Genomic DNA, 24,065 nt, shown 5'->3' with positions numbered 1-24,065 from the left:
CGGTCGGGGTGCGCGGGTGGGGTGCCGGGGGTGGTCTCCCCGGCCGGTGTCAGGGGTGGCGGAGCGGTCGTGGGGAGGCCGCCGCGCGGAAGCGGGAAGTGCGGGGTGCGGAGGTGAGGGGTGCGGCACCGGCGTCCGGGCGGGGGAACGCCCGAAGGAGCGCCGGTGCCGCCGGCCGGTCGCGTGACGGAGGCTCTCGGGCCAGGCTCTCAGGCCGCCGCCGGGGCGGGGGCGGTGGAGGCGGGCTGCTTGTGGGCCTCCTCGCCCACCGCGACGACCACCGACGCGCCCGCCGGCGGCGCCGCCAGGGCCGGTTCGCCGACGGTCACCTCGTCGGCGTACCCGGGGCGTACCCGGGCGACGATCTCGGTGGTGCCGTCGGACACCACGATCTCCACGTCGTCGCCGAGGTGGGACTTGGACCGCACGGTGCCGCGGAAGACGTTGCCGCTGTCGGTCTCCCGGCCCTCGGGGTGGACGCGGACCAGCCGGGAGCGGACCGCGACCGTGACCCGGTCGCCCGGGGCGACCGGGCGGTCGACGGCCGTCCGCAGATGATTGGTGCCGCCCGGCAGCTCCACGGTGCACATCCCGTCGCCGGTCTCGGTGACCGTGGCCCGCAGGAAGTTGTCGAACCCGACGAACTCGCTGACGAAGGCCGTGCGGGGACGGACGAACACCTCGCGCGGCGGGCCCTGCTGCACGATGGTGCCCTGCTGCAGCACCGCGATGCGGTCGGCGAGGCCTCCCGCGTCCTCCTTGTCGTGCGTCACGTACAGCGCGGTGGCGCCCAGGTGCTGCTGGATGCGGCGGATCTCGCGCCGCATCTGGGACCGCAGGTTGGTGTCGAGGCTCGACAGCGGCTCGTCCAGCAGGAGCAGGCGCGGTCGGCCGACCACGGCGCGGGCCAGCGACACGCGCTGCTGCTGACCGCCGGACAGGGTGCCGGGGTAGGAGTCGGCGAAGTCGAGCAGACCGACCATCGACAGTGCCTCGCGGGTGCGTTCGGTGATCTCGCGGCGCTCGACCCGCTGCCGCTTCAGCGGGTAGGCGACGTTGTCGAACACGGTCTTGTGGGGCCACAGGGCGAAGCTCTGGAACACCATGCCCAGTTCGCGTTTCTCGGGCGGCAGGTTCAGCTTCCGTGAGCTGTCGTACACCGGCTCGTCACCCAGGTGGATGCTGCCCGAGCTGGGGCTCTCGAGACCGGCTATGGAGCGCAGCAGGGTGCTCTTGCCGCAGCCAGAGGGGCCGAGCAGGCAGACGAACTCGCCGTCGGCGACCTCGAGGTCCACCCCGTCCAGGACGGTCTTGGCGCCGAAGGACTTGGTGACACCCCTGACGGAAATCCCGGTCATCGGACGTTCTCCTTCTCGGAGTCGGAGTAGGTGGCGGGCGCGGTCTCGGGCACGGCCCTTCGGAGCACCAGGCGGACGAGGGCGCCGAGGGCGGCCAGGGCGAGGGCCAGCGCGGCCAGGCAGGCGGTGAAGACAACGTAGAGGGCCGAGGCCATCACCGGTTCGCCGTTGTTGTAGTAGGAGAAGCTGACGGTCGCGATCATCTGGGTGTCGGTGGAGCCCAGCAGGATCGGCACGTCGAGGATTCCGGACATCGTGATGCCGACCAGGAACCAGGCCGAGAGCAGGCTCGGCGACAGGATGCGCGCGGTCACCATGCCGATGGCGCGCAGCGGGCTGCCGCCGAACACCCGCGCGGCCTCCTCCAGTTCGACCCCGATCTGGGAGAGCGGTCCTTCCAGGGTGCGGGTGGCCAGCGGCGCGGTCGCCACGGCCAGGCCGATCACGAGCAGCCAGATCGTGCCGTACAGGCTGCTGCCGCCGGGCGTGGTGAGCACCGACCACAGCAGGGCCAGACCCAGGACGAGGCCGGGCATGGCGGCGGGAACCCACGAGGCCATCTGGATGAACCGGCCGGCTGCCGACCGCATGCGTACGAAGGCGTAGGCGACGACGAAGCCGAGCAGGACCGCCAGCGCGCCGCCGATCGCCGACACGGTCAGGGTGCTCTGCAGTGCCTTGACCACGCCGTCGTCCGCGAGTAGACGCTCGATGTTGGCCGTGGTCAGCGTCGAGACGCCCAGGTATGGCTGGAAGGCGCTGAGGACGACCTGGACGGTGGGGACCGCGAGGGCGACCAGCAGGAAGAGGGCGATCGTCACGGTGAGCGGGGTCCGGGCCCGGCCCGCCGGCCGCAGGCTTCCGGCCTTGGCGCGTCCGCCGACGGAGGAGTAGGAACGTCCGCCGCCGGTCAGCCGCCACTGCAGTGCGACCAGCGCCGCCAGGATCAGCACGATGACCAGCGAGGCCACGGAGGCGGCGGCGTAGTCCGGCCGCAGCCCGCCGCGCAGGTAGTCGTAGATGTGCGTCGAGTAGACCTCGATGCCGGCGGGCACCCCGAGCATCGCGGGCGTCTCGAAGGCTTCGAGCCCCTTCACGAAGACGTACAGGGCGGCGGCGAGGATCGCGGGCATCAGCGCGGGCAGTTCGATGCCGAAGAAGGCCCGCCTCCCCGAGGCTCCGCTGATCCGGGCGGCCTCCTCCAGGGCGGCGTTGCGGTTGCGGAAGGCGCCGACGACGACCAGGTAGGCCAGTGCGCCCGCCTTGAGCGCCGTGACCACGATGAGCCCGAACCAGCTGCGGGTCTCCAACAGCGGAGCCAGCGAGCCGAGGCCGACCGTGGACAGCGACTTGTGGATCAGGCCCGACTCCCCGGCGCCGAGCATGGCCCACGCCAGGGCGTAGAGCACGGTCGGCATCGCGACGATCACCATCATCGCCGGAGTGATCCAACGGCGGAGCGGAACGTCGAAGCGGGTGCTGACGGCTGCGAAGAAGACCGCGATCGCCATCGCGAAGACGGTGATGACCAGTGCGTACACCAGGGAGGTAGCGAGGGTGCTCCAGGTTCCCGGGTCGGTGAGCACCCGGGTGACACCCTCCGTGGTCCAGCTGGGGTTCACCCCGATCGGGGACGTCCTGAACGCCCCGTACACCAGCATCACCAGCGGCCAGACGAACAGCCAGGTGAAGACGACGGCGCCGATCAGCCGGGGGAGGTGCCGCACCAGGGCTGCGCCAGGTGCGGCTTTTCCGCCCGTGGCCGCGCCTGAGGCCATGCTGCTCATGGTGTTCCTCCTCGAACAGTCGCAGCTGTACGCATTCCGTACGCGCTGTACGTCATCCGTACTGGAGGTGACATTAAGAGGACATGACTGGCCCGTCAATCCCTTGTTTCCCAGGGGTGATTGGTGTATCGGGAGTATGTCCTGCGGCAGGGCGCGCGGGGTGTGTGGCTCTGCACGTACGAGGGTGTAGCCGGTGTCCCGTCGCGGGCCGCCGGCGCCTTGCCTGCGTGTTCGTCCTATTCAGGGGCCGGTCCGTAGCGTCCGCCGGAAGTCTCCGCCCTTCGTGCCGGGCGCCCGTGGGCCGGAACCGGGGGACGGCGTCACGCTCGGGGCAACTGTCCGCGAACCACGGGCGACCGTCGGCGCCCGGCCACGCGTCGTGGTCTCCATGGGCCTGTTGTCTGTGATCACGCCGACGGCTCTCGCCCTCGGCCCGGAGACCGTCGATCGACGCCTCGCCGAGGGCGGGACCCGTACGACCTGGAGTACCGGGCCACCATGCGTGTCGACGCCGACTGGACCCAGATCGACGATCCTCGCGGCCAGGAACGACAGGCATGGACCTGAGACCCGGCACGCACAGGGTGCGACACGCTCTCCTTCATGAGGCTGGCTGTCCGCCCTCTCCGGATGAGCGCGAAGGCCATGGGCGTGATCCCGGCGACGCGCGTGCGGCAGGCGAGGAGGGCGTTGAGACGGTGCCACGCCGTGGCGGGCGAGGGGGGCGCGTGGACAAGGGCGGGGGTCAAGGGTAAAGAGGTTCACCAGGGAGCGACAGCGGCCATGACGAGACGCGGTGCTGCCGTTCGGAAGCCGGATGCCATGACGCTCAGATGACGCCCCAGACGTCCGAGGGCCGTGCGACGACTCGGGGAATGCCGTCTGACCTGGTAGTTTCCGTCCCGCTCTTGTGACGACGTCATTTCGATGACGTCGCACGTGGAGTGCGTGGCGATTCTTGAGCCTGCCGCGAAGGGGCTCTGACCTGCGGTTTTCCTGGGCTTTTCAGGTGGGGCAGGGTGTGCTCGATCTGTTTCCCGAAGCGCACGATGTTGAGCGCCTCTTTGGCTTACGGAGGCTGTCCGACCTGGCGTTCTTGGGACCGTTGTCGGATCGACGGGGTTGTCTTTCCCTCTCTCGGCCCGGATGGCGCCAGCCGTCTCGACGCTCAGATGACGCTCGTCCTGATGAGGTGTCACCGCAGAGGCAGCGGTCGTGCGGGCTGCTCTGCCCGATGTAGTCGCGAGGAGTCCCGCAACGGTGAGGACTACTGGGCACGACGCGGTGACGGCTGCTTCGGCGCGGCCGGGAGAGTCTCACCGGAGAGGCAAGGTACCGCCCACGTTGGCTGTGCGCAGGGGGTTGCCGTGGTCAGCGTCGGCTTGCCGTCCATTGGCGCTCTCCGTGCTCACGATGCACTGTGTGCCCGTAGGACTTCTGGGCCGGGACACGGTGAAGGCATTTCAGGAGTGCTTGCACGCCCGTGCACGCGGCGATTGCGCTGTCGCCGCCGCACCGCTCCGGGTGTCACGGGGTGAGGAGGACCTTGAGGGCTTCGCGCTGGTCCATGGCGCGGTAGCCGTCAGGTGTCTGTTCCAGGATGAGGGTCCGGTCGAAGACACGGCCGGGATTGACCGTGCCGTGCAGGACGGCGTCAGGCTTCGGGAATGGCGCGGCCGAAGTCGGCGAAGATGACGGCCTTCGGCTCGGGCCCTCCGCGGCGTCCGGTTTCCAGGCCGTCGAGGCCGCCCTTCAGCTCGTCCGCGGTGAGTTCGGAGTCGAAGATGTCGATGTTCTCGGCGATCCGATGGCGCTTGTGTCACCGCTGCCCGCAGAGCCGAACCCGGTGGCCCGACCGCAGCAATGGCCGCTGCCGCCTACCGCGCCGCTGACCATGACCTGGCCGCGGCCGGAATGCCGGGGCTCCACCGCGGCCTGCTCCCGCTCGCCCCGCACGGCCTCCGGCTGCTGCACGAACACTCCGCGCCCACCCCACGGCGGCGAAGCCGCTGCGGAACGATGGAGGAGGAATTCGAGGTGCCAGAGAGCGTGAGCCCGCCGTTGGCGAAAAGCCTCCTGGCCGCTGTTTAAAGGAGCGGGATGGTTCCGTGCCCGCCGATCCGCAGTCCTCGGGCTGGCGGACGGGCTACGAGATCTCGTCGGCGCGCGTCCTTGTGGAATCGGAGGGTTGCCGGGGTTCCGGCAGGCCGGGAGCGGTGGAGGCGCTCCGCAGCCCCCTGGGAGCGGCGCCCCACGGCCGGCGGAGCCCCATCGCCTTCTGGGCCGCGGACACCATGTCGTGGCGCCCCGTCGACGCCGCTGCCAGCGCCTCCGCTCGCTCGGACGCGGACCCCGCGTCCTTCACTCCGCGCTGAAGACGGAGGAGCGCCTCGCCGGCGCGCACCACGTCGGGGGGCGACAGCAGACGCAGCCGCGTCAGCTGATTGCGCATCTCGCCGTACTGCCCGTCCATCGCCTCGATCGACGAGGTGTCAGGCGGCGTCGCCGACACCTTCGCGAGGTCAGAATGCTGCCAACTCGCCGCTAGGAACGCGACGAAAGCGTCCGTCAGGGCCTCGCGCGCCCATTGACGTTTTTCCCTGCGTCCCCCGACGACCGTCGTCACCACCAACGTGGCGACACTCGTCACCGCAGCGGCCCACGCCGCGTACCCACCCGCGTCCATCACTCCAGTATTCCTGGCCGCGTCCCGCTGGCCAACCTGAGCAGACGTCTCGAGCCCCACCTCGCACAATGGTCGGCTAAGTCGCTTCGAACACCGAGTAGTTAAGAGGGGAAGGTTCTACGATCGGGCGGTATGACGCGCCTCTTTGAGTAGGACGGTACCGGCACCGTGGACGAGGAGGAGGTGAAGCGGCGGGAACGGGTGGCACAGATCGTCGAGCGTGAGCTGGGCACACCCGTGAAGATCACATACCTGGACGACTTCGCCGACGGATTCACCGCTGCCCGGGTCACCCGCTGCGACCTGATGGCCGAGGGCCGGGCCCGCCTGGAGGGCCAGTACATCCTGAAGGTGTCAGACGACCCCAACGACCGTCAGAACGAGGCGCACCGGCTCTTCACCGAGCGGCTTATCCCCTTCGCCGACCGGCGCGTGCCGCCCCTGGAGCTCTCCGGACACGACGAACAGCTCCGCGTCGACATCTACAAAGTCGCCGGTGAGACGCGTGGCGTGCGCCCGGCCCGCGTGGCGACCACGGCGGTCTCGATCGATGCTCTGTCGGAAGTGAGCCGCGAACTGCTGGAAGCGCAGTTCGGGAACTACGCTGGCGGCGAGCCCATGACGGTCCGGCAGACCCTCGAAGCATGGATGGGAGCGGGGTTCTTCGCCGGCCAGAAGGGGGAGGCGCTTCGCGAGGCCCGGCGGTTGGCCGACATTGCCGGCACCACGTTCGCTTTCTCCACTCAGATGTTGCCCGACCCCGTATCCGTACTGGAGCAGGACAACGAACTCTCCGGCGAGACCGAGTTCGTCATGCTGGGCTACAACCACGGCGACCTGCACACGCGCAACATCCTCCTGGACGGGGCGAGTGCGGACGAGGTGGCGTACTGGCTCATCGACATCGCCTGGGACGGTGACGCGCCGCTTCTGTACGACCACGCCTATCTGGAGACGGCCACCCTGCTCGTCGGGCAAGAGCTGCTGAGGCAGCAGCTCCCGCTCGAAATCCTCCAGGACTGTGACCTCCGCGACCCGAGAAGGGCCGGGCCCCTTGGGTGGGAGGGCAACGTCAGGCTCGTCGAGAGTATCCGCCGGGGCAAGGACGAAGCGATCGAGGCGCTCCAGCCGGCCCGTAAGGTATCGCTCCGGCACCAGTACCTGGTCGCGCGGCTCGGCGCTGCGCTGAACTACGCGGCCAAGCGGAAGTCACCGGCAGAGCAGCGTGTCACGGCGTACCGGCTGGCCGGATGGGCCACGCATCTTCTCCTCACCGAGTACCACCCGACGCTCCTGGCACGGGTCCTGGCCGACGCGCACCAGCCGCAGACCTCCGCGCCGGGCAGGGCGGTCGCGGCAGTCGGCGCGAAGGCGGCCGCAGAGGAGATGGCGGAACAGGTGAAGCCGTTCATCGCGGACACCCAAAACGGGTTCGACCGCTTCCTCGTCGTCGAGAACGGTGTGACACACGAGGACCTCGCCCGCCTGCCCGACCACCGCTGGTCGGTCATCATCGACCTCAACCCCGACAGCGAGACGACCGGCCTCGCCCACGGATTCGATCCGGAGACGGCCGAGCACCAGATCGTCGTCTCGGGACGGCACGGGGCGCCGACGCCCGGCCGCAACACGGTGTCGTGGTTGATGGCGGGTGGCCGGGAGCGCCTGGGCGAACAAGCGCCGCCAGACTTCCGGAGCTGGCGCTCGACCTATCAGGATCTCGTCCGCGAGGTCCTTGAGCGGCACAGCAGGAACAGCGTCAACCGTGCGGCCGCAGTCATGTGCCTCACCGCTGGAGACGAGCCGGACCAACGCGCGGAGCGGGTAATGGAGTTCATCGACGACCTCTACGAACCGCCGGTGAAGGTCCTCCGCGCCAGCCCCGGCGACGGACGGTTCGAGGCTCTCCTCAACGTCTTCGCGGATACCGGAGCCCTGCCGCGCCCCGAACGACTCGCCACGCTCCCTGGCGCGAAGGGGCCGATCCGCTTCTCCCGTCCCTGGCTCGCCGATCTGGAAGCCGACCTCGTCGTGCTGCACTCCCAGATCCTGGACGAGGAACTGCACGACCAGGCGGTCGACGCGTTCTGGCGGGGCCGCCCGGCGAACTGGCTGGACCTCGACGCCGGTCAGGATGTCCCCCGGACACTGCAGCCCTCGTTGCAGGCGGCGATCGCCGATGTCCTGGGGCGTCAGAGCTCGGCCAGCTTCGAACTGTTCCACGCGCCCGGCGCGGGCGGCACCACGCTGGCCCGGCGCATCGCCTGGGACCTGCACCGCGAACATCCGGTGCTGCTGCTGCGTCACTACAGCCTGGACACAGTCGAGCGCGTCGACAGCGTCTACCGGCGCACCGAGCGGTCGCTCGTGCTGGTGGCGGAGAGCGCCGATATGGGGCAGAGCGAGCGGGAGGACCTCTACCGCAAGCTGCCGCGCCCGCTCTCCCAAGGCGAAGGCGGCGGTGGAGGCGCTGGTCCCATACGACGTACCGGACCAACAGGTGACCCCGTTCTACTTCGGCCTGTGCGCCTTCGAGACGGAGTTCTCGGGCACGGCGAAGTACGTGGAGAGCCACGTCAGCCAGTTCACTGAGGAGCAGCGGCGCGTGGCCGCCTACCTGGCCCTCGTGTCCCGGTACGGACAGATCGGGCTGCCATACTCGCTGGTCCGCCGGTGGATCACCGGAGAGTGGGGCGGGCATGCCGCGTCCCTCGCGGAGTACACGGCCGACCTTGAGAACATCCTCGGCGCGGACCTTCGTCACTTGGTCGTCGAGGACGGCCGGCAACTGCGCATCCTGCACCCGTCCATCGCCGACACCCTCCTGGAGGTGCTGCTGGAGGCGAAGACGGGGGACGCCAGGTGGCCGTCGAGGCTGGCGAACACGGCCATCGAGTTCATCGGACAGCTGGTCGGCCACCTCGGGTCCGCCAACGTGGAGACGCGGGCGATCCTCGACAACCTCTTCATCCGTCGCGACAGGTTGGGCTCGGGAACGCACCAGTTCGCCGAACTGATCAGGGCCTTCGGCACCGATCAGCAGCCGGGCCGGGTGCAGGCGTACCGAATCTTTCAGGAGCTCACGCGCCGGTGCTCCGAAGAGCCGCACTACTGGCTGCACTTGGCTCGCTACCATCTGGACTTCAAGAAGCACGAGGACGGGCAGGCGGAGAAGTTCATCAACCGGGCGATCGAACTCTCCAAGGAACAGGACCACGTGCAGTTCCACGCCCTGGGGATGCTGCACCGAGAGTGGGTGTACGCGGGACTGCGCCAATTCAGTACCGGTACCGGTACCGGCCGCGAGGCCGCCATCATCGAGCACGTACGCGACCGGTACGACGCGGCGCTCAGCGTGTTCGCCAGGGCTCGCAAGCTCAAGCCGGAGGACGAGCACAACTACGTCTCTGCGATCCAGATGATCGTCAGGGTCCTCAACAAGCTGGTCGTGGTCTCCACGCACAAGAGCCTCGTCCACCTCCTGACCGCGGGCGGCGACGCTGGGAGCTGGGCGGACGAGCAGCTGAGGGTGGCGCTCTCGCTGCTGGACGAGTGCGAGTCGGTACGCCCCGACAGCACCGACAGCCCGTACCTCCAGCGCTGCCGCGAGGACATCGAGATCGCGCATGGCGAGATCGAGACCATGGTCCGGGCCTGGCGCGACGTGATCGTGAACTCCCGCAGTCGCTCCGGGCTGGCGCTGGTCCTGGCCCGCAAGTTTCTCCAGGAGCAGGGCCGCGACTGGAAGGACACGCCCACCGAGGTCTTCCAGACCGTCGTGGAGTTCTTCGACGCGGCGTTCGAGGACCGCGGCGATCTCGCCGACCATGACGTGGAGTTGTGGTTCCGCTGCTACCGTAGACTTCCGGAGTACGACGACCTCGCCGCACTCGAACGTCTCTCCGTCATCGCCGGATCGCGTACGAGTCCGGTGTGCAGCTACTACCTGTACGTTGTGCACTTCCTGCGCTGGCTCAACCAGGAGGAGTACTCGCAGGACGAGGCGCAGCGCCGCTGCAACGAGGCCGCGCAGCTCAACCCCGGCCGCAGCAGGCGGTGGAACTACGAGTGGGTGGCGAAGGGCATGTCCGACGGTCATGCGGCGGCGCGTCTGGCGAACTTCAGGGAGCTCGGGGAGTACCGGCCCGCGAGCCGGGACTGGCAGCTTTCCGAGCAGGTGTGTCAGCGCGTCCGCGGCGTGGTCCGGCAGATCGAAGGACAGCGGTCGGGGCAGGTCGCAGTGGAGGACGGCGGCATGAAGGCGTTCTTCGTACCTCGTGAGGACTTCACGAACTTCGCGCATCAGGGGAAGGTGGTCGAGTTCGACCTCGGGTTCGCCCATGACGGGCTGAGGGCCTGGCGCGTGGAACTGGCCCAGGAGCAGGAGTTGTTCCGCAATGCCGGGGCACGACTTCCGGAGGTGGCCGTCCCGCCGGTGCCGCTGCCCTCCCAGGTTGGTTCGGCGCGAGCTGCCGGGCAGGTGGGTTCCGCAGGACGAGTGCCCTCACCCTCACAGACGCCATCACCGGTGCCACGTCCGAGGCCCGTGGCGTTGACGCCGGAGATTCGCCAGGAGGCCCGTCGGCTGGTGGAGGCCGACGGCCCGGAGGAGGCAGGCCGGTTCGTCATCGGCCACCTGCTGTTCGCCGCGACCGGTGGACTCGATGTCGCCTCCTTCCAGGTGGGCAAGGCCCTCACGGACACCCTCGGGAAGGAGACCTATCGGCAACTGCGCGGCGGCGCCTCGCTCGGTGCCCTCGTGGAACGGCTCGGCTTTGCCGTGCGGCCTACGGCGAACGGACAGTTCGTGGTGGAGCCCGCAACGACGGGCTGACGGGGACCCCAGGGGGCGTCAGCGAGCCGAGGGGGCGCGTGCGGTGTGAGGCCGTGGCCAGCTGGCGCCGGCCACCCGGCGCCTCCGGGCAGCGTCGGTGGGGAGAACGAACCCGGCATCGGCAGGCCGCGACGATCCTGGCCGCCGGGGCGGCCGGCGCCGCATCGCGACGGTGCTGGAGTCCAGCCATCGCCCCGTTGCTGACTTCGTTCCTAACCTACTGATTTCTTGACTCTTATCCTGGTCTGCATCGTAGGCAGCTTGGAGATCCGGTCCCGTCCGACCGTGATCACTCGATGTTCGGATCATCGGACCCTTCGAGGAGGCGGGTTGCGAGGTCGTCGGCCCACTCCACGGCCCACGTGCGGAGAGCGGCGACGGTGGCATCCTCGAGACCGTAGGCCGCGAAGGCTTCGTCGTCGGTCCACTTGGCGCCCGTGAGGTTCGACTGCAGATCCTCTCGCTCGAAACGACTACGGGCGTGGCGGCTGCCGAAGTCCTTAAGCTCAGCATTGGCCCAGCGGCGGGAGAATGCGAGCACGTTGATCAGATCGCGGGGCGCTCCTCAATCAGCGAGGGCGCGGACTTTGGTCCCGATCACGTCCTTCTCCGAACGGGCCGTACTGGCTCTGAGCGATCGGCCGCCAGAAGATCTCCCTTTGAGGATGTCGATCTAGCATTTTCCTACCCGGTCGCCGGGGCGAAGACGGTGAGGCAGGCGGGCAGCGGGGGCCGGGGTCTCCAGCGCCTGCAACTGCCCCCGCGCTTCGAGACCGCTACGGAGCATGGCCGCCATATCGGCCATGGGCGCCGCGATCTCAGTGGGGGCGGATGCCGCCAGGTGTCCTCGTGTCGCAGTCTGTTTCACCCCGAGTGGGGGACGGACTGTGTCGGTCATGACGCTCGTTTGACGCTTTGGGCGACCGTACGCGGGCCAGCGAGCCGGGAAATGGCATCTGACCTGGTCTTTTCCGAAATCCGATCAGTCCGACATCTTTTCGATGACGCATCACGTGGAGTGCGTCGCCATCCTCGAACCGGCCGCAAAGGGTTTCTGACCTGCGGATTTGTGCGTGCGCATGATGTGCGGTGTGGGCGTTACGGGCGATGTCTTGACGCTGAAATGACGCTTGTGACGCTCGTTCTGATGGATCATCAGGTGCCCTATGTCGCTGGTCAGACGGTCTGCTGGCTGCGCGGGCGTGGCAGGTCACCCACGCGCCGGGGGCGCCGCGTCCCGGGCCTGGTTCTCGCGCGGACCGCGCGGCCTCGATGCCTTTCTGCCGTGAGCGACGTTCGGACAGTAACAAGCGCGGGCAGTACCTCTTGTAGGGCGCGTCCCGTCCTCATGAATGGCACTCGCCTCGATCTGCCCGATGCACTTGACAGGCGTGACTCTCGTCTTATTGAGCCGAAACGATCTGGTTGCCTCGCGCGTTGAGTGTGCGTGATCGAGTCGGGAGATGCGCGGCGGCTGGCGCCTGCCGCGCAGGAAGTGGTGCGGCTGCGGGTGGTGGCCGCGCTGGAGTCGGGGCGGGTACGGACGTACCGGCAGGCGGCCGAGGTGTTCGGGGTGTCGGAGCGTTCCGTGGGCACTTGGTGGCGCAAGTACCGCCGGCTGGGACGGGAATCGCTCGCGACGCCGGCGAAGTCCCGCTCCGGACCCGGCGAGTTGATCGGTGCCGAGGACCGTGTGGTGCTGTTCCAGGCGATGGCCGACTACACGCCCGAGGAACTGCTGATCGGCGGTCCGTTGTGGACCCGGGCGCTGGTCGCCGAGCTGATTCGGATGGTCGTCGGCGTCACCATGACCGAACAGGGCGTGGGCAAGTGGCTGCGCCGCCACGGGTTCACCCCGCAGCGCCCGGCCCGCCGCGCCTACCAGCAGAAGCAGGAGAAGGTGACGGCCTGGCTGAAGGAGGAGTATCCCGCCCTCGCCGAGCGCGCCCGCAGCGAGGGCGCCGTGGTGGCCTGGGCGGATCAGTGTGGGCTGCGCTCGGACACCGCCCCGCCCGGCCGATCCTGGGCACCGAAGGGCGACACCCCTGTCGTCCGGGTCAACGGCAAGCGGCTGCGCGTGAACATCATGTCCGCCATCGCCTCGCGCGGCGCCCTGTGGTTCACCGTCTTCACCGGCCGCTTCACCGCGAAGGTGTTCATCACCTTCCTGGACCGGCTCGCCCGCCAGGCCGGCCGCAAGGTCCATGTGATCGCCGACCGGCACCCGGTCCACCGCAGCAAGGCCGTGACCGCCTGGCTCGCCGACAACGCGGAGCGGATCGAACTGCACCTGATGCCCGGCTACAGCCCCGAACTCAACCCCGACGAGATCCTCAACGCAGATGTCAAACGGCACGTGCATGCCTCACGAGCCCGCTCGGTGGACGACCTCGCCCGCGAGACCCGACGCTTCCTCCATCGCCGCCAGCGCCAGCCCCACATCGTCCGCGGCTACTTCCATGCCCGCCACGTCCGCTACACCATCCAGTAGGAAACCAGACCGTTTCGGCTCAATAACTACGCGGCATTGTTGTGTCCTGAACGCGAAAGGAAGAAGCATGTAGGAACTCTTCTTGTAGCGATGCTGTACGAAGGATGAAGGTATGGCCCTTCAAATTCGCCCTGCGGGGGAGAATTTAAACCACCTCATGCTGCGCTAGCTGAAGACTGCCGTGGTGAACGATGAGGAAAAGGCGTCCGTTGAGACGTCAGGTAGGGATCGGGAAGGCGAGCGCAAGTGAATCGCTGCTGACGTGTCGAAACTTAGAGACGACATCAGAACCGGGGTGTCAATGCGATCCCGGGATGAGCCTGGCGGGTGCCCGTTTACTGGCCAGGCGGTGTCCGGCATACAGGCGACGCGAGCCCGGTCTGCGGCCTTCGTACGGAACAGGAGAAGGCGGGCTTGGATACGTCTCCGCTGGTGAGCGGGGAGAGAGGGAGCGTCCCGGGCGGTCCGAAGCCGTGAGGGACTGAGTACCGATGCCAGGCACGCCGGCGGACCGGCTCGTAGTAGTGATGAAACCCCTGTAACGGGGGCGGAGCGAAGGGGCCGGGTCGTTCGTGACTGTGTTTATTCGATCAACCGGGGGTCACCCGGGAGGAGTCGCGTGAACGAGTTGAAAGCATCAGACAAGCCGTTCAATATTTCCAAGCATTCCGTCTGGGAGGCGTACGAGAAAGTCAGGTTGAACAAGGGCGCGGCGGGCGTGGATGCGGTGTCGATGGAGGAATTCGAGAAGGATCTGAAGGACAATCTGTACCGGATCTGGAACCGTCTCACCTCCGGCACCTATTTTCCGCCTCCGGTGCGTGCGGTGGAGATCCCCAAGAAAGGGGGCGTCCGAATTTTGGGCGTGCCCACGATTGGGGATCGTATCGCTCAGACGGTGGTTGCCGGGGTCCTGGAGAAGAAGGCCGAGCCGGTCTTTCATCCGGATTCCTACGGCTATCGTCCCGGCCGGTCGGCGATCGATGCTGTGGGCCGGTGCCGGGAACGCTGTTGGAAGGCGGACTGGGTCATCGACCTGGATATCCGCGCGTTCTTCGACAGCGTTCCGTGGGACCTGGTCCTCAAGGCGGTCGCCGCCCACACTGATCCGTCCCAGTCCTGGGTCCTGCTGTATGTGCGGCGCTGGTTGGCCGCACCGCTGCAACTGCCCGACGGGACACGGCGCGAGCGGGACCGGGGGACGCCCCAGGGCTCTTCGGTTTCGCCGGTCCTCGCCAACCTCTTCCTCCACTACGCCTTCGATGCCTGGATGGCGCGGAACTTCCCCGCCATCGGCTTCGAACGGTACGTGGACGACGCGGTGATCCACTGCGTCAGCGAACGCCAGGCACGCTTCGTGCTCGCGGCGATCAAGAAGCGGATGGCCGAGGTGGGGCTTGAACTCCACCCGGAGAAAACCCGGATCGTGTACTGCCAGGATGCCAACCGGCGTGCCTCGTACCAGCACACCGAGTTCACTTTCCTGGGGTTCACCTTCCGCACACGCTCCGCGGTGCGCAAGGACGGCCAGATGTTCCGGTCGTTCCTCCCTGCCATCAGTGGGGAAGCCCTGCGCAGGATCAGTTCCGAGGTGCGGTCCTGGCGGCTGCACCACCGCACCAGCCTGACCGAAGCAGATCTCGCACGGTTCATCAACCCGATCATTCGGGGATGGATGGCGTACTACGGGGCCTTCTACCAGTCGGCCCTCTGCCCCCTCCTGGAACGCGTCAACGCCTACGTGATGCGGTGGATGCGCAAGAAGTTCAAACGGCTGAGGGGCAGGAAGAAAGCCCAGACGGCGTGGAACCAGGCCGTCGCACGGCGACCCCGGTTCTTCGCCCACTGGGCCTGGACCACCCACGCTCCCCGCGTCTGGTGACCAGAACGACAAGAGCCGTATGACGAGAGATCGTCACGTACGGATCTGTGAGGGCCGAGGGGTGAGAATCCCCTCGGCTACTCGGCGAGTACTTTCTGGGTGCAGCCATAGTCGATGTTCCTCTCATGAGTCACATCTGACCCTCTGCCACCAACCTCCGTATCTCGGGGGAACCTCAGCCCCGGACCGGGCCTGCTTCACCGCGGCCCTGGCCGCCGCACGCGATACGGCCACCCGCGCCGCCGACATCCTTCCCGCCGCCGGGAGTGAGCTGACCAGCGCCGTCACCGAAACGGTCGCCGCCACCCTGCTGCCACCACGCCGTGCGCGGATCAGCGCACGCGCCGTCAAGGGCGTCTCCGCCCGCTACGGACACCGCAAGCCCGGCGAAAAACGCCCCCGGGCCAGCAGCCCGGTCACCGCCATCGGCATCGTCATCCACGCGCCCGCGGACGGCGACGTCACCCCCGTCCCTGCGGCGCCCGTCCCACTTCGGGCCGCACACCCGGACGAAACCATCCCGACCCCCACCAATCCGCCCGCGGACGCGGCCACACTGCTGCCTCCGACAGTCCCGATGCACACCAGCAGACTCGATGACGTGCTCGCCGCCATGGGCACCGCCCCGGAACGCGAGTGGCGTGTCACCGAACTGACCACCCTGCTCCGGCTGGACCGCGGTGACCTGACCGGCGAGCTGATCCGGTGGGCCAGGCGCGAGATCCTCATCAAGACCGGGCCGGCCACCTTCAAGATCCCTGAAGGGCCACCACGCCCCTCCAGGCTCGCCGTCCGTCAGCAGGACGTACTCGCGATCATGGCTACCGACCCCGACCGCGACTGGTGCACCCGCGAGCTCGCGACCACGTTGAACACCGTCAAAGAGAGGACCCTCGCCTACCACCTCAACACCTGGGTGCGCAAGAACCTGCTGGTCAAGACCGCGCCGGCAACTTACAGACTCCCCAAGCAGACAGCACCGGCCCCCCTCACACAGCCACCTGCCACCACCAACACGCCCACCGGCAAAGCTGCTTGACAAAGCAGCGTAAACCGTAACTTTCCGGCATTGAACACCTAAATCCAGAGGTGACCGACGATCTCCCCGAGACGATCACGCCGCCGGCCTGGACGAGGACACGGTCACGGACTCACACCAGAGCCACGACCTGCACCTTCACGATGAAACGATCTCAATGCACCGCCAACTCGTCGACGGTGATGCGGCCGCCGTCCATCAGGTGGCCGGCCGGGTCCTCGGCGTCCCGCTGCCCGGGCAGGGTGACGGCCGAGGGGCCGGGCTGGCCGGTGTTCTCTCACATCAGTGGGCTGGGGCGCGCCGGGGGAGTGCCCGCCGGGGTGCGTGGTGTTCGGGTGGTGGTTGTGCCTGGTCAGGAGAGGACGGCGAGGATGCGGGTGTGGGCTTCGTCGAGCTCTGCTGCCGGGACGTTGCTGTTGGCGCGGCGAAAGTCGAAGTCGTCCAGTCCCCATGCGGGGAAGACATGCAGGTGGCAGTGCGGGACCTCGAAGCCGGCCACCACGAGCCCGGCGCGGGGTGCGTCGAAGGCCCGGCGGACCGCGGCGCCGATCCTGCCGCTGACCACCATGAGGTGACTCATCAAGTCGGGTTCCACCGTCGTCCAGTCGTCGATCTCTTCGCGTGGCACCACGAGGGTGTGCCCGGCGGTGACGGGGGCGATCGTCAAGAAGGCCACCGCCCGGTCGTCGGTCCAGACGAACCGGCCCGGCAGCTCGCCGTTTATGATCTTGGTGAAGAGTGTAGGCATGGTGGCATTCTCCCGTGTGCCGGTCGGCGCGCAGACCCCCCTCCGGACCCACCGTTACGACGGTGATCTCGGCGTGGTCAGGTCCTTGGCGAAGTGGCGGTCGCTCGTGGTGTCGGGCACGTACTTCGCTGCGGCTGTGATCGTCAAGCTGACGTATGCTCTCCTTCCTCCGGCAACTCTTCGACAGGTTCAGGCGCGCCAGAGTTGCTCGCCGGGGCGGGTGACAACCAGTTCGGGGACGACGGCGAAGGCCGAGAGCCGGGTGACGGACATGGCGAGTTCGGCAACGTCCTCGACCCGGATCATCTGGTGCGGCTCGATCCGGTCCCGCATGTACGCGGCCATGTCGGTGTCGACATACCCCGGACAGATCGCGGTGGCGGAGACACCGTGGGCGGATTCCTCGGTGTTGACCGACCGGCACAGGGATATGAGTGCGGCCTTGGTGGCGCCGTACACGGCGAGGGCCAGCTCGGCGGCGACGCCGGTGATCGAGGCCAGGGCGATGACCTTGGCACCGTGCTCGGGATTCGCTGCAGCCGTCTTGCGCAGCAGCGGCAGGCTGGTCTGAAGGAGCACGAAGGGTGCCCGCACGTTGACGTCGAACTGCAGGTCGTAGCGCTTCATCGTGGTCTCTTCGAGAGCGCCGGAGGAGCCCACGCCTGCGCCGATCACGAGCACGTCGAGTCTGCCGTGGTGCTGGGAGTGCTCCGCGGCGAGGCGTTGCACGTCGTTTTCGATGGCCATGTCGGCAGGTACCGGGTGTACGCGCCCGCCCGCGTCCGCGAGTGCGGCCGCGGCCTTGTCCAGGCGCGCCGCGTCCCTGGCGGATACCGTCAGGTCGTACCCGGCGTCGGCCAGCCGGCGGGCGATGCCCAGGCCGATGCCGCGCGAGGCCCCGGTGACGAGTGCGGCCGGACGGCCGCCGGTGGTGGTCACAGCATCCCCTTTCCGTTCATCGCGCGCAGTCCGGAGGCCGCCAGCAGCGGAACCGCCTGGCCGACCGTCTCGAAGCCGTCGCCCACCGTGAGGCCTTGCTGATGCCGGGCATGGATACCTTCGGCGATCACGGCGATCTTGAAGTAGCCCAGGCCCAGGTAGAAACCGAGCTGCGCCAGGTCGTGTCCGGTGAGGCGGGCATAGTGCTCGGCGAGGTCCCTCACGTCCGGCAGCCGGTGGCTGGTGGAGGCGGCCGAGCCGCCGAGCACGGGGTCGAAGGCCGGATCGCGGTAGACCAGATGCAGGCCGAGGTCGGCGAGCGGATCGCCCAGGGTGGCCATCTCCCAGTCGACCAGAGCGCGGATCTCGGCCGGATCGGCAGGGTCGAGGATGGCGTTGTCGATGCGGTAGTCACCGTGCACGATCGACGCGCCGCTCTCGGCCGGCACGGCGGCAGCCAGCCGTGCGTGCAACGTGTCGAGGTCGGTCAGTGGTCGGGTGCTGACCCGTTCCCACTGATCGCGCCAGCGCTGCACCTGCCGGGGCAGGTAGCCCTCGGGTCGCCCGAAACCCTCGAGGCCGACGGCGCGGTAGTCGACGCCGTGCAGCCGGGCGAGCACGTCGATCAGCGCGGCACCGCAGCGTGTGATATCGGCGGGGGAGAGGGAGTGCAGCTCGGCCTGGGTGCGGATCACCCGGCCGGGGACGTGCTCCACCACCGAGAACGGCGCGCCGATCACCGAGGCGTCCTCGCACGGCGCCACCGTCCCCGCCACGGGGACGCCGCTGTCGCGCAACGCCGCGACGATGCGGAACTCGCGGCCCATGTCGTGTGCCGAAGGGGTCAGTCCACCGAGTGGTGGCCGCCGCACCACCCAGGTAGAGGTCCCGTCGGTCACTCGGTAGGTGAGGTTGGACCGTCCGCCGTGCAGCAACTCCGCGTGCAGCGGCCCGTCCACGCCTGCCGCTTTGGTCTCGAGGAATTTCTGGAGGGCAGCGATGTCCAGCCCTTCGGGGCTCTCTGTCTGCGCGCTCACGCCTCCCCCCGGTTGCTGGCCTTGAGGTGCTTGCCGACGATGCGCTTGGCGATCGCCCAGCGGTGGGTCTCGGACGGACCGTCATAGATACGGAAGGGGCGGACCTCGCGCAGGAAGCGGGAGAGCAGCACATCGCCGGAGATGCCCAGCGCACCGCACATCTGCAGCGAGCGGTCCACGACGCGCCAGACCGCTTCGGCGGTGAACGTCTTGGCTATGGCTGTGGACTGGGCGCCCGAGCGGCCCTGGTCGAGTTCCCAGCACGCGTGCCGGATCAATCCACGGGAAGCGGCGATGTCGATCTCGTTGTCGGCGATCATCTGCTGGACCATGCCCAGTTCGGCCAGGCGCGAGCCGAACAACCGGCGGTCGGCGGCTCGTCCTACCGCGATGTCCTGGGCACGGCGGGCGATGCCCAGCCACCGCATGCAGTGGGTCATCCGGGCCGGGCCGAGCCGCACCTGGGCGTACTCGAAGCCTTTGTCCACCTCGCCGAGGACCGCGTCGTCGGGGACGACACACCCGTCGAACACGACCTCGCAGTGCCCGCCGAACAGGCTCTCGTCCAGCGTCTCGATGTGGCGGATCACCTTCATGCCGGGATTGTCCGCGTCGACCAGGAACATCGTCGCCCCACCGCGGTCGCCCGGCTCACCGGAGGTACGGGCCATGCAGATCGCATACGCCGCCCCGTCGGCGCCGGTGATGAACCACTTCCGGCCGTCGATCCGCCAGCCGCCCGGCACCCGCTCGGCCCGCGTCGACAAGGCCGCCGGGTCGGAGCCCGCACCCGGGGAGGGCTCGGTCATCGCGAAGCAGGAACGCACCTCGCCGGTCGCCAGCGGACGCAGGTACCGCTCCTTCTGCTCCGGCGTCGCGATGTGCTCCAGCATGTGCATGTTGCCTTCGTCCGGGGCGGCGATGTTCAGCGCCAGCGGACCGAACAGCGAGTAGCCGGCCTCCTCGAAGACCACCGCACGTGCCCGCATGTCCAGCCCGTGACCGCCATGTTCAGCGGACACATGGGGAGCGAACACTCCGGCGTCCTTGGCGGCCTGCTGCAGCCGCGCACGCACCGCGTCTCCCGCTCGCGCAGTGATTCCCGCGTGTTCCTCCTCGACCGGAATGACGACATCGCGGACGAACGCCGCCGTGCGGTCGGCGAGATCAGCGACCTCGGGGTCAGGTGTCAGTTCGATGGGCACAGGACCTTCTTCTCTGGTAGACCAGCCATTGGCTCGTACTCTGCTTTCATTCAGTCGCCGCCGGCATGAGTCGCTTCAGTCGCTCCGCTCCGTCCGCCTGTCTTTTGATGGCGAACAGGCCGGATTTCCAACGGCTCATAAGGGGACCGGCCTTTGAAGAGTCGATCCCCTCCGCCTGGACAGCGGCTGAAGGGATCCCGGGTCCACCAGGCGTGGGTTGCTGGCTTCCCCCTGCAACGTGCAGGCTCAGCGCAGTACGGCTCCTGAACAGCGACTGAAGCGACTCAAACCTCGCGATGCGGTGATCGGCGGGCGTCCTGGCGGGACACGACGGTCAACGCCAGTCGCCAACCCTGCTCAGATCGGCAATTCCTTCGGGAAGAGGCCGTCGAGTTCGGCCTTGATCTGCACGGCGAGGAAGGTCGAGTAGAGGCGGGCGTCGATCAGTGACCCGCCCATCACCCAGAATCCGGGCTGCGCGGTGCGCATCCACATGTTCCGCATCGCGCCGTGGTCGTCGAAGCCCCAGATCGGGCCGACGCGTTCCGCGACCTTGTCGCCGAGGAGCCGGCGCACGCCCTCCTGGAGGTTGTCGTAGCCGGTGGCCAGCACCACGACGTCGGCCTCGACGACCGATCCGTCCGAGAAGCGCAGCCCGTCGGGCTGGAAGCGATCGATGTTCCGGGCGTGCCGCAGCGCGATCTCGCCGTCGGCGATGAGGTCGGAGCAGCCGACGTTGATGTAGTAGCCGCCGCCCTTGCGCAGGTACTTCATGTGGAAACCGGTTCCGTCCGGCTCGTAGTCGGTCTCGAAGCCGACGGCGTGCAGTCGGTCGAGCAGGTCCTTGTCGAGCGCGCAGGTTCGCTTGGTGAGCCACTGGTAGGTGTCTCGGAGCACCGGGTACGGGATCGCCGCGGTGATGAGGTCGATGTCGTCGTTGGACGGGCCCTCGGAGTAGAGGGCGTAGACCATCGTGCCGCTGGGCACCAGGCTGACCACGCACGTGGGGCTGCGCTGGATGATGGTGACCTGGGCGGATCCGTTGGCGTGGAGGTCCTGTGCGACATCGTGGCCGCTGTTGCCGGTGCCGAAGACGATCGCGCGTTTCCCGGCGTAGGAGGTGCCGCTGCCGAACTCACTGGAGTGGAGCACTTCGCCGTGGAAGTCGGCGAGGCCGGGCAGGTCCGGCCGGTTGGGCACGCCGCTGCTTCCGCCTGTGGCGAGGACGAGGTGCGGGCAGCGGATCGTGCGCCGGGTGCCGTCGGCGCGGGTGAGGTCGGCGGTCCAGGTGCCGGTAGCCTCGTCATACTCCCCACCGTCGAACGTCGTGTCCGTCCAGACGTTGATCTCCATGTATTCGGCGTAGCCCTCGAGCCAGGCGGCGAGCTTGTCCTTCGGGACGAAGGTCGGCCAGTTCGGGGGAAGGGCAGGTAGGGCATCGAGTTGGCCCAGACCTCGTTGTGCAGGGTCAGGGAGTGGTACCGGTTGCGCCAGTTGTCGCCGACCCGCGGGTTGCGCTCGACGACGAGGGTGTCGACCCCCATCAGGCCGAGCCGGGCGGCCAGGATGAGCCCGGAATGGCCGCCGCCCACGATGAGGACCTCGGGATCGCGGTCCTCGAAGGCCTGGGTCTTGCGCCGCTGGTCGAGCCAGTTGTCTCCGGCGAAGTTCTCCGAGTACTCGACGCCGGTCGGGCGGTGCTCGCCGATCCGGAAGGGGGCGTCGGCCAGCTCCTGCAGGGTGGTCAGCAGGATCCAGGCCCTCGGCGTGGTGGGGGCGTCGGGGTCGTAGGGCAGTCGCACAAACCCGGTGCCGCGGCCGACGGCGGTGTCGAAGTCGAAGTAGGCCTCGATGACCGTCCGCGCCGAGCGCCTGACGAGTCTCGGCGGAGTGCGCTCAGGGGCGATCCGCGCGTTCCGCGGCCGGACGTCGTCCAGAGTGAGCTTGAGGCCGCGCTCGATCTCCTCGGTACCGGCGAAGGTGCGGTAGGCCCAGGTGAAGGAGACGATGTCCTTCCAGTAGCCGTCGGGCTCGATGAGGCCCGCCGCCTCAGCGGGGTCCAGGTTCTCCCAGGCCTGGTTCAACGACGACAGCCAGTCGGTTGTAACGGCGGTGAGCCGGGGGTCGGCGGGAATGGCCATGGATGCGTCCTTTGCAGAGGTAAGTGTGGGCGAGGCGTCCGCGCCCGTGCGAGGTCGATGCGGCGGCGTTGCCGCGGGCGCCGTCAGGTGTCCGGGTTCCCGGTGCCGCCGTGACTGTGGGCGCGGGCGAGCAATGGCCCGTCCTCGGCCAGGACGTGGCAGGCGCCGGCGAGCGTGGGGACCGCGGCGAGCCCGATGGCCATCCACCGGCCGTCCGCACGCTGCTCGGGCCCGTACGGGACGGATTCGTTGATGGTCAGGAAGAAGGTCAGGGTCGTCAGCTCCGTGAGGCCCAGCAGCAGCGAGACGACGTGCGTGCACCCCGCGGTGCCGCGGAGCCGCTCGAGGACGGTCGCCCGCCAGCCCGAGGTGAGGCACGCGCCGACGAGGTCGTCGCAGGTGGGCAGGATGAACGGGCACTGCGGGTAGGGATGGGTCAGCGCCTCGACCGTCAGCGCGGTGATGCGGAGCTCGGGGCCCTCGACCTCCCCGGTGACGCGGAAGTCGTGGATCACCGCGGTCGGCGAGGGCGGTTCGTGATCGCCTCCGACCGAGCGGTCGGTGAGGTCGGCGGTGAAGCGGAACCGGCCGGGGCCTAGGGGCTCGACCTCGAGCGTCCGTTCCCGACGGGCCGCGCGCTGCCCGGTCACGTGCTGCTCCGGAGCAGGTCGGCGTCGTGGACCAGGCCGGTCCGGGTGACCTTCCAGCCGTGAGCCTCGCGGTCCCACGTCGTCGGTCCGGGACCGGCGGCGCGGAGCTTGTACTTCTCGACCTTGGCGGTCGGTGTGCGGGGGAAGTCCTCCACGATGTCGATGTAGCGGGGGACCATGAAGTACGGCATGGTGTCCGCACAGTGCCGGAGGATCTCCTCCGGGGTGGTCGTGTGCCCCTCGCGCAGCGTCACGAGCACCCACACGTCGTCCTCGCCGACCTCGGCGGGGGCAGCGACCGCGACCGCCTCCGACACTGCCGGGTGTCCCGTCACGAGGGTCTCGACCTCGAAGGACGAGATGTTCTCGCCACGCCGGCGCAGGGAGTCCGTGGCGCGGTCCTCGAAGTAAAACCAGCCGTCGTCGTCTATGCGGCCGCGATCGCCGGAGTGCAGCCAAAGGTTCCGCCATGCCGCGACCGTGCGGTCGGGCATCCCGATGTAGCCCGAGCCGACGAGGAACGGGCGCTTGGGCCGGATCACCAGCTCCCCGGCGACACCAGGGGGCAGCTCGTTGTCGAACTCGTCGACGACCCTGATCTCGTAGTAGGGATTGGCGCGGCCGCAGGACCCGGGGCGGTACTGGTCACCGACGCCGCGGAAGATCGGCAACCCAACCTCGGTGGATCCGTAGACGGTGGTCATCGTGCAGTTGAAGCGCTGCTCCATCTCCTCGTGGACGTCCGCGGGATCGGGCACGGCGTAGACGGTGCGGATGGTGCTGTGCGCGTCCTCGGGTCTGGCGGGCTTGGACAGCAGCATATTGCAGACACCGCCGACGGCGACGAAGTTGGTGACGCCGTGCGTGGTGACCTCGTCGAGGAACGTGCTGATGCTCAGCCGGGGCAGCAACCGCATGCGGCCACCACAGACGAGCGTGGCGATGGTCTGGAACTTCGCGCCAATGTGGAAGAAAGGCAGGAAGTTGAGCACAACGTCGTCGGAGTAAAGCCCGTTGATGTCGGCGTACATCGCCCCGTAGGCCGCGAGGTAGTGGTGGCTGAGCAGGACGCCCTTCGACGGCCCCGTGGTCCCCGAGGTGAAGATGATGCCGGCCGTGGAGTCGTGGCGGATCTCAATCCCCAGGTTGGCCTCGTCGTCGTCGGCGAGCAGCTCCGCAAAGTTCCGGCTCCCGGGCACCCCGCCGCCAGCCCCATCGGCGGTCTGGTCGGCGCGGACGAAAATGTGCGCGAGCCCTGGCACGGAGGG

Annotated in this window: 16 protein-coding genes and 2 pseudogenes; 5 read left to right on the top strand and 13 right to left on the bottom strand. The window is 68.4% G+C overall.

The genetic code is table 11. The features are described from left to right. Window positions 1–209 precede the first annotated feature (209 nt). From WJ438_RS07700 to WJ438_RS07685, 4 genes and pseudogenes are all read right to left on the bottom strand, one after another. A complete protein-coding gene (locus WJ438_RS07700; protein ID WP_406724536.1) occupies window positions 210–1,358 on the bottom strand; it encodes an ABC transporter ATP-binding protein in 1,149 nt (382 codons plus the stop codon). Then, window positions 1,355–3,145: an ABC transporter permease gene (locus WJ438_RS07695; RefSeq protein WP_406724535.1), complete on the bottom strand. Its 1,791-nt coding sequence runs from the start codon at window positions 3,143–3,145 to the stop codon at window positions 1,355–1,357. The genes WJ438_RS07700 and WJ438_RS07695 overlap by 4 nt, the downstream gene beginning before the upstream one ends. 1,527 nt (window positions 3,146–4,672) lie before the next feature. Then, window positions 4,673–4,795: pseudogene (locus tag WJ438_RS07690) on the bottom strand (IMP dehydrogenase); the annotation flags it as partial. Window positions 4,796–5,291: 496 nt separating this feature from the next. Further along, entirely contained in the window at window positions 5,292–5,831 is a 540-nt protein-coding gene (locus WJ438_RS07685) for a hypothetical protein (RefSeq protein ID WP_406724534.1), read from the bottom strand. Window positions 5,832–5,999: 168 nt separating this feature from the next. Here WJ438_RS07685 and WJ438_RS07680 point away from each other — a divergent pair, with 168 nt between their 5' ends. Continuing rightward, entirely contained in the window at window positions 6,000–8,423 is a 2,424-nt protein-coding gene (locus tag WJ438_RS07680) for a hypothetical protein (protein WP_406724533.1), read from the top strand. Next, window positions 8,332–10,665 (top strand): hypothetical protein, encoded by a 2,334-nt coding sequence (locus tag WJ438_RS07675; RefSeq protein WP_406724532.1) that lies wholly within the window; start codon window positions 8,332–8,334, stop codon window positions 10,663–10,665. The genes WJ438_RS07680 and WJ438_RS07675 overlap by 92 nt, the downstream gene beginning before the upstream one ends. Before the next feature lie 289 nt (window positions 10,666–10,954). Here WJ438_RS07675 and WJ438_RS07670 read toward each other — a convergent pair whose 3' ends face one another. Next, complete coding sequence (locus WJ438_RS07670) at window positions 10,955–11,206, bottom strand: hypothetical protein (protein WP_406724531.1); 252 nt, start codon at window positions 11,204–11,206, stop codon at window positions 10,955–10,957. Between the two features lie 906 nt (window positions 11,207–12,112). Between WJ438_RS07670 and WJ438_RS07665 the strand changes: the two genes are divergently transcribed. The 3 genes from WJ438_RS07665 to WJ438_RS07655 all read left to right on the top strand — a co-directional run bounded on the left by WJ438_RS07665 (window position 12,113) and on the right by WJ438_RS07655 (window position 16,077). Next, a complete protein-coding gene (locus WJ438_RS07665; RefSeq protein WP_406724448.1) occupies window positions 12,113–13,156 on the top strand; it encodes an IS630 family transposase in 1,044 nt (347 codons plus the stop codon). Window positions 13,157–13,775: 619 nt separating this feature from the next. Beyond that, window positions 13,776–15,038: a group II intron reverse transcriptase/maturase gene (gene ltrA / locus WJ438_RS07660; RefSeq protein WP_406724469.1), complete on the top strand. Its 1,263-nt coding sequence runs from the start codon at window positions 13,776–13,778 to the stop codon at window positions 15,036–15,038. Between the two features lie 61 nt (window positions 15,039–15,099). Continuing rightward, entirely contained in the window at window positions 15,100–16,077 is a 978-nt protein-coding gene (locus WJ438_RS07655) for a hypothetical protein (RefSeq protein WP_406724530.1), read from the top strand. A 352-nt stretch (window positions 16,078–16,429) separates the two neighbouring features. Here WJ438_RS07655 and WJ438_RS07650 read toward each other — a convergent pair whose 3' ends face one another. From WJ438_RS07650 to WJ438_RS07615, 8 genes and pseudogenes are all read right to left on the bottom strand, one after another. Next, window positions 16,430–16,825 carry an HIT family protein gene (locus WJ438_RS07650; protein WP_406724529.1) on the bottom strand — a complete coding sequence of 132 codons (396 nt, stop codon included), beginning with the start codon at window positions 16,823–16,825 and terminating at the stop codon, window positions 16,430–16,432. A 189-nt stretch (window positions 16,826–17,014) separates the two neighbouring features. Further along, window positions 17,015–17,764 (bottom strand): SDR family NAD(P)-dependent oxidoreductase, encoded by a 750-nt coding sequence (locus tag WJ438_RS07645; RefSeq protein ID WP_406724528.1) that lies wholly within the window; start codon window positions 17,762–17,764, stop codon window positions 17,015–17,017. Next, window positions 17,761–18,801 carry a phosphotransferase family protein gene (locus WJ438_RS07640; protein WP_406724527.1) on the bottom strand — a complete coding sequence of 347 codons (1,041 nt, stop codon included), beginning with the start codon at window positions 18,799–18,801 and terminating at the stop codon, window positions 17,761–17,763. Before WJ438_RS07640 ends, WJ438_RS07645 begins: the two co-directional genes overlap by 4 nt. Next, window positions 18,798–20,006, bottom strand: coding sequence for an acyl-CoA dehydrogenase family protein (locus WJ438_RS07635; RefSeq protein ID WP_406724526.1), 1,209 nt, complete (start codon window positions 20,004–20,006; stop codon window positions 18,798–18,800). The genes WJ438_RS07640 and WJ438_RS07635 overlap by 4 nt, the downstream gene beginning before the upstream one ends. Before the next feature lie 357 nt (window positions 20,007–20,363). Beyond that, a complete protein-coding gene (locus tag WJ438_RS07630; RefSeq protein WP_406729624.1) occupies window positions 20,364–21,458 on the bottom strand; it encodes an FAD-dependent oxidoreductase in 1,095 nt (364 codons plus the stop codon). A gap of 44 nt (window positions 21,459–21,502) precedes the next feature. Further along, window positions 21,503–22,147 (bottom strand): annotated as a pseudogene (locus tag WJ438_RS07625) (FAD-dependent monooxygenase); the annotation flags it as partial. An 83-nt stretch (window positions 22,148–22,230) separates the two neighbouring features. Continuing rightward, entirely contained in the window at window positions 22,231–22,797 is a 567-nt protein-coding gene (locus tag WJ438_RS07620) for a DUF2889 domain-containing protein (RefSeq protein WP_406724525.1), read from the bottom strand. Then, the gene (locus tag WJ438_RS07615) at window positions 22,794–24,059 is read right to left on the bottom strand and encodes an AMP-binding protein (protein WP_406724524.1); all 1,266 of its coding nucleotides are present in this window, start codon (window positions 24,057–24,059) and stop codon (window positions 22,794–22,796) included. The genes WJ438_RS07620 and WJ438_RS07615 overlap by 4 nt, the downstream gene beginning before the upstream one ends. Window positions 24,060–24,065: the final 6 nt, after the last annotated feature.

The organism is Streptomyces sp. GD-15H (genome assembly GCF_045291515.1).
GTDB lineage: Bacteria > Actinomycetota > Actinomycetes > Streptomycetales > Streptomycetaceae > Streptomyces.
The sequence above is the reverse complement of the archived record's forward strand: the minus strand, read 5'-3'. Positions and strand labels throughout refer to the sequence as shown.

What these genes read in the sequence shown, in the direction of transcription:
- WJ438_RS07685 (WP_406724534.1), bottom strand. Translation starts at nt 5,831, where the DNA reads ATGGACGCGGGTGGGTACGCGGCGTGGGCCGCTGCGGTGACGAGTGTC.
- WJ438_RS07650 (WP_406724529.1), bottom strand. Translation starts at nt 16,825, where the DNA reads ATGCCTACACTCTTCACCAAGATCATAAACGGCGAGCTGCCGGGCCGG.
- WJ438_RS07695 (WP_406724535.1), bottom strand. Translation starts at nt 3,145, where the DNA reads ATGAGCAGCATGGCCTCAGGCGCGGCCACGGGCGGAAAAGCCGCACCT.
- WJ438_RS07700 (WP_406724536.1), bottom strand. Translation starts at nt 1,358, where the DNA reads ATGACCGGGATTTCCGTCAGGGGTGTCACCAAGTCCTTCGGCGCCAAG.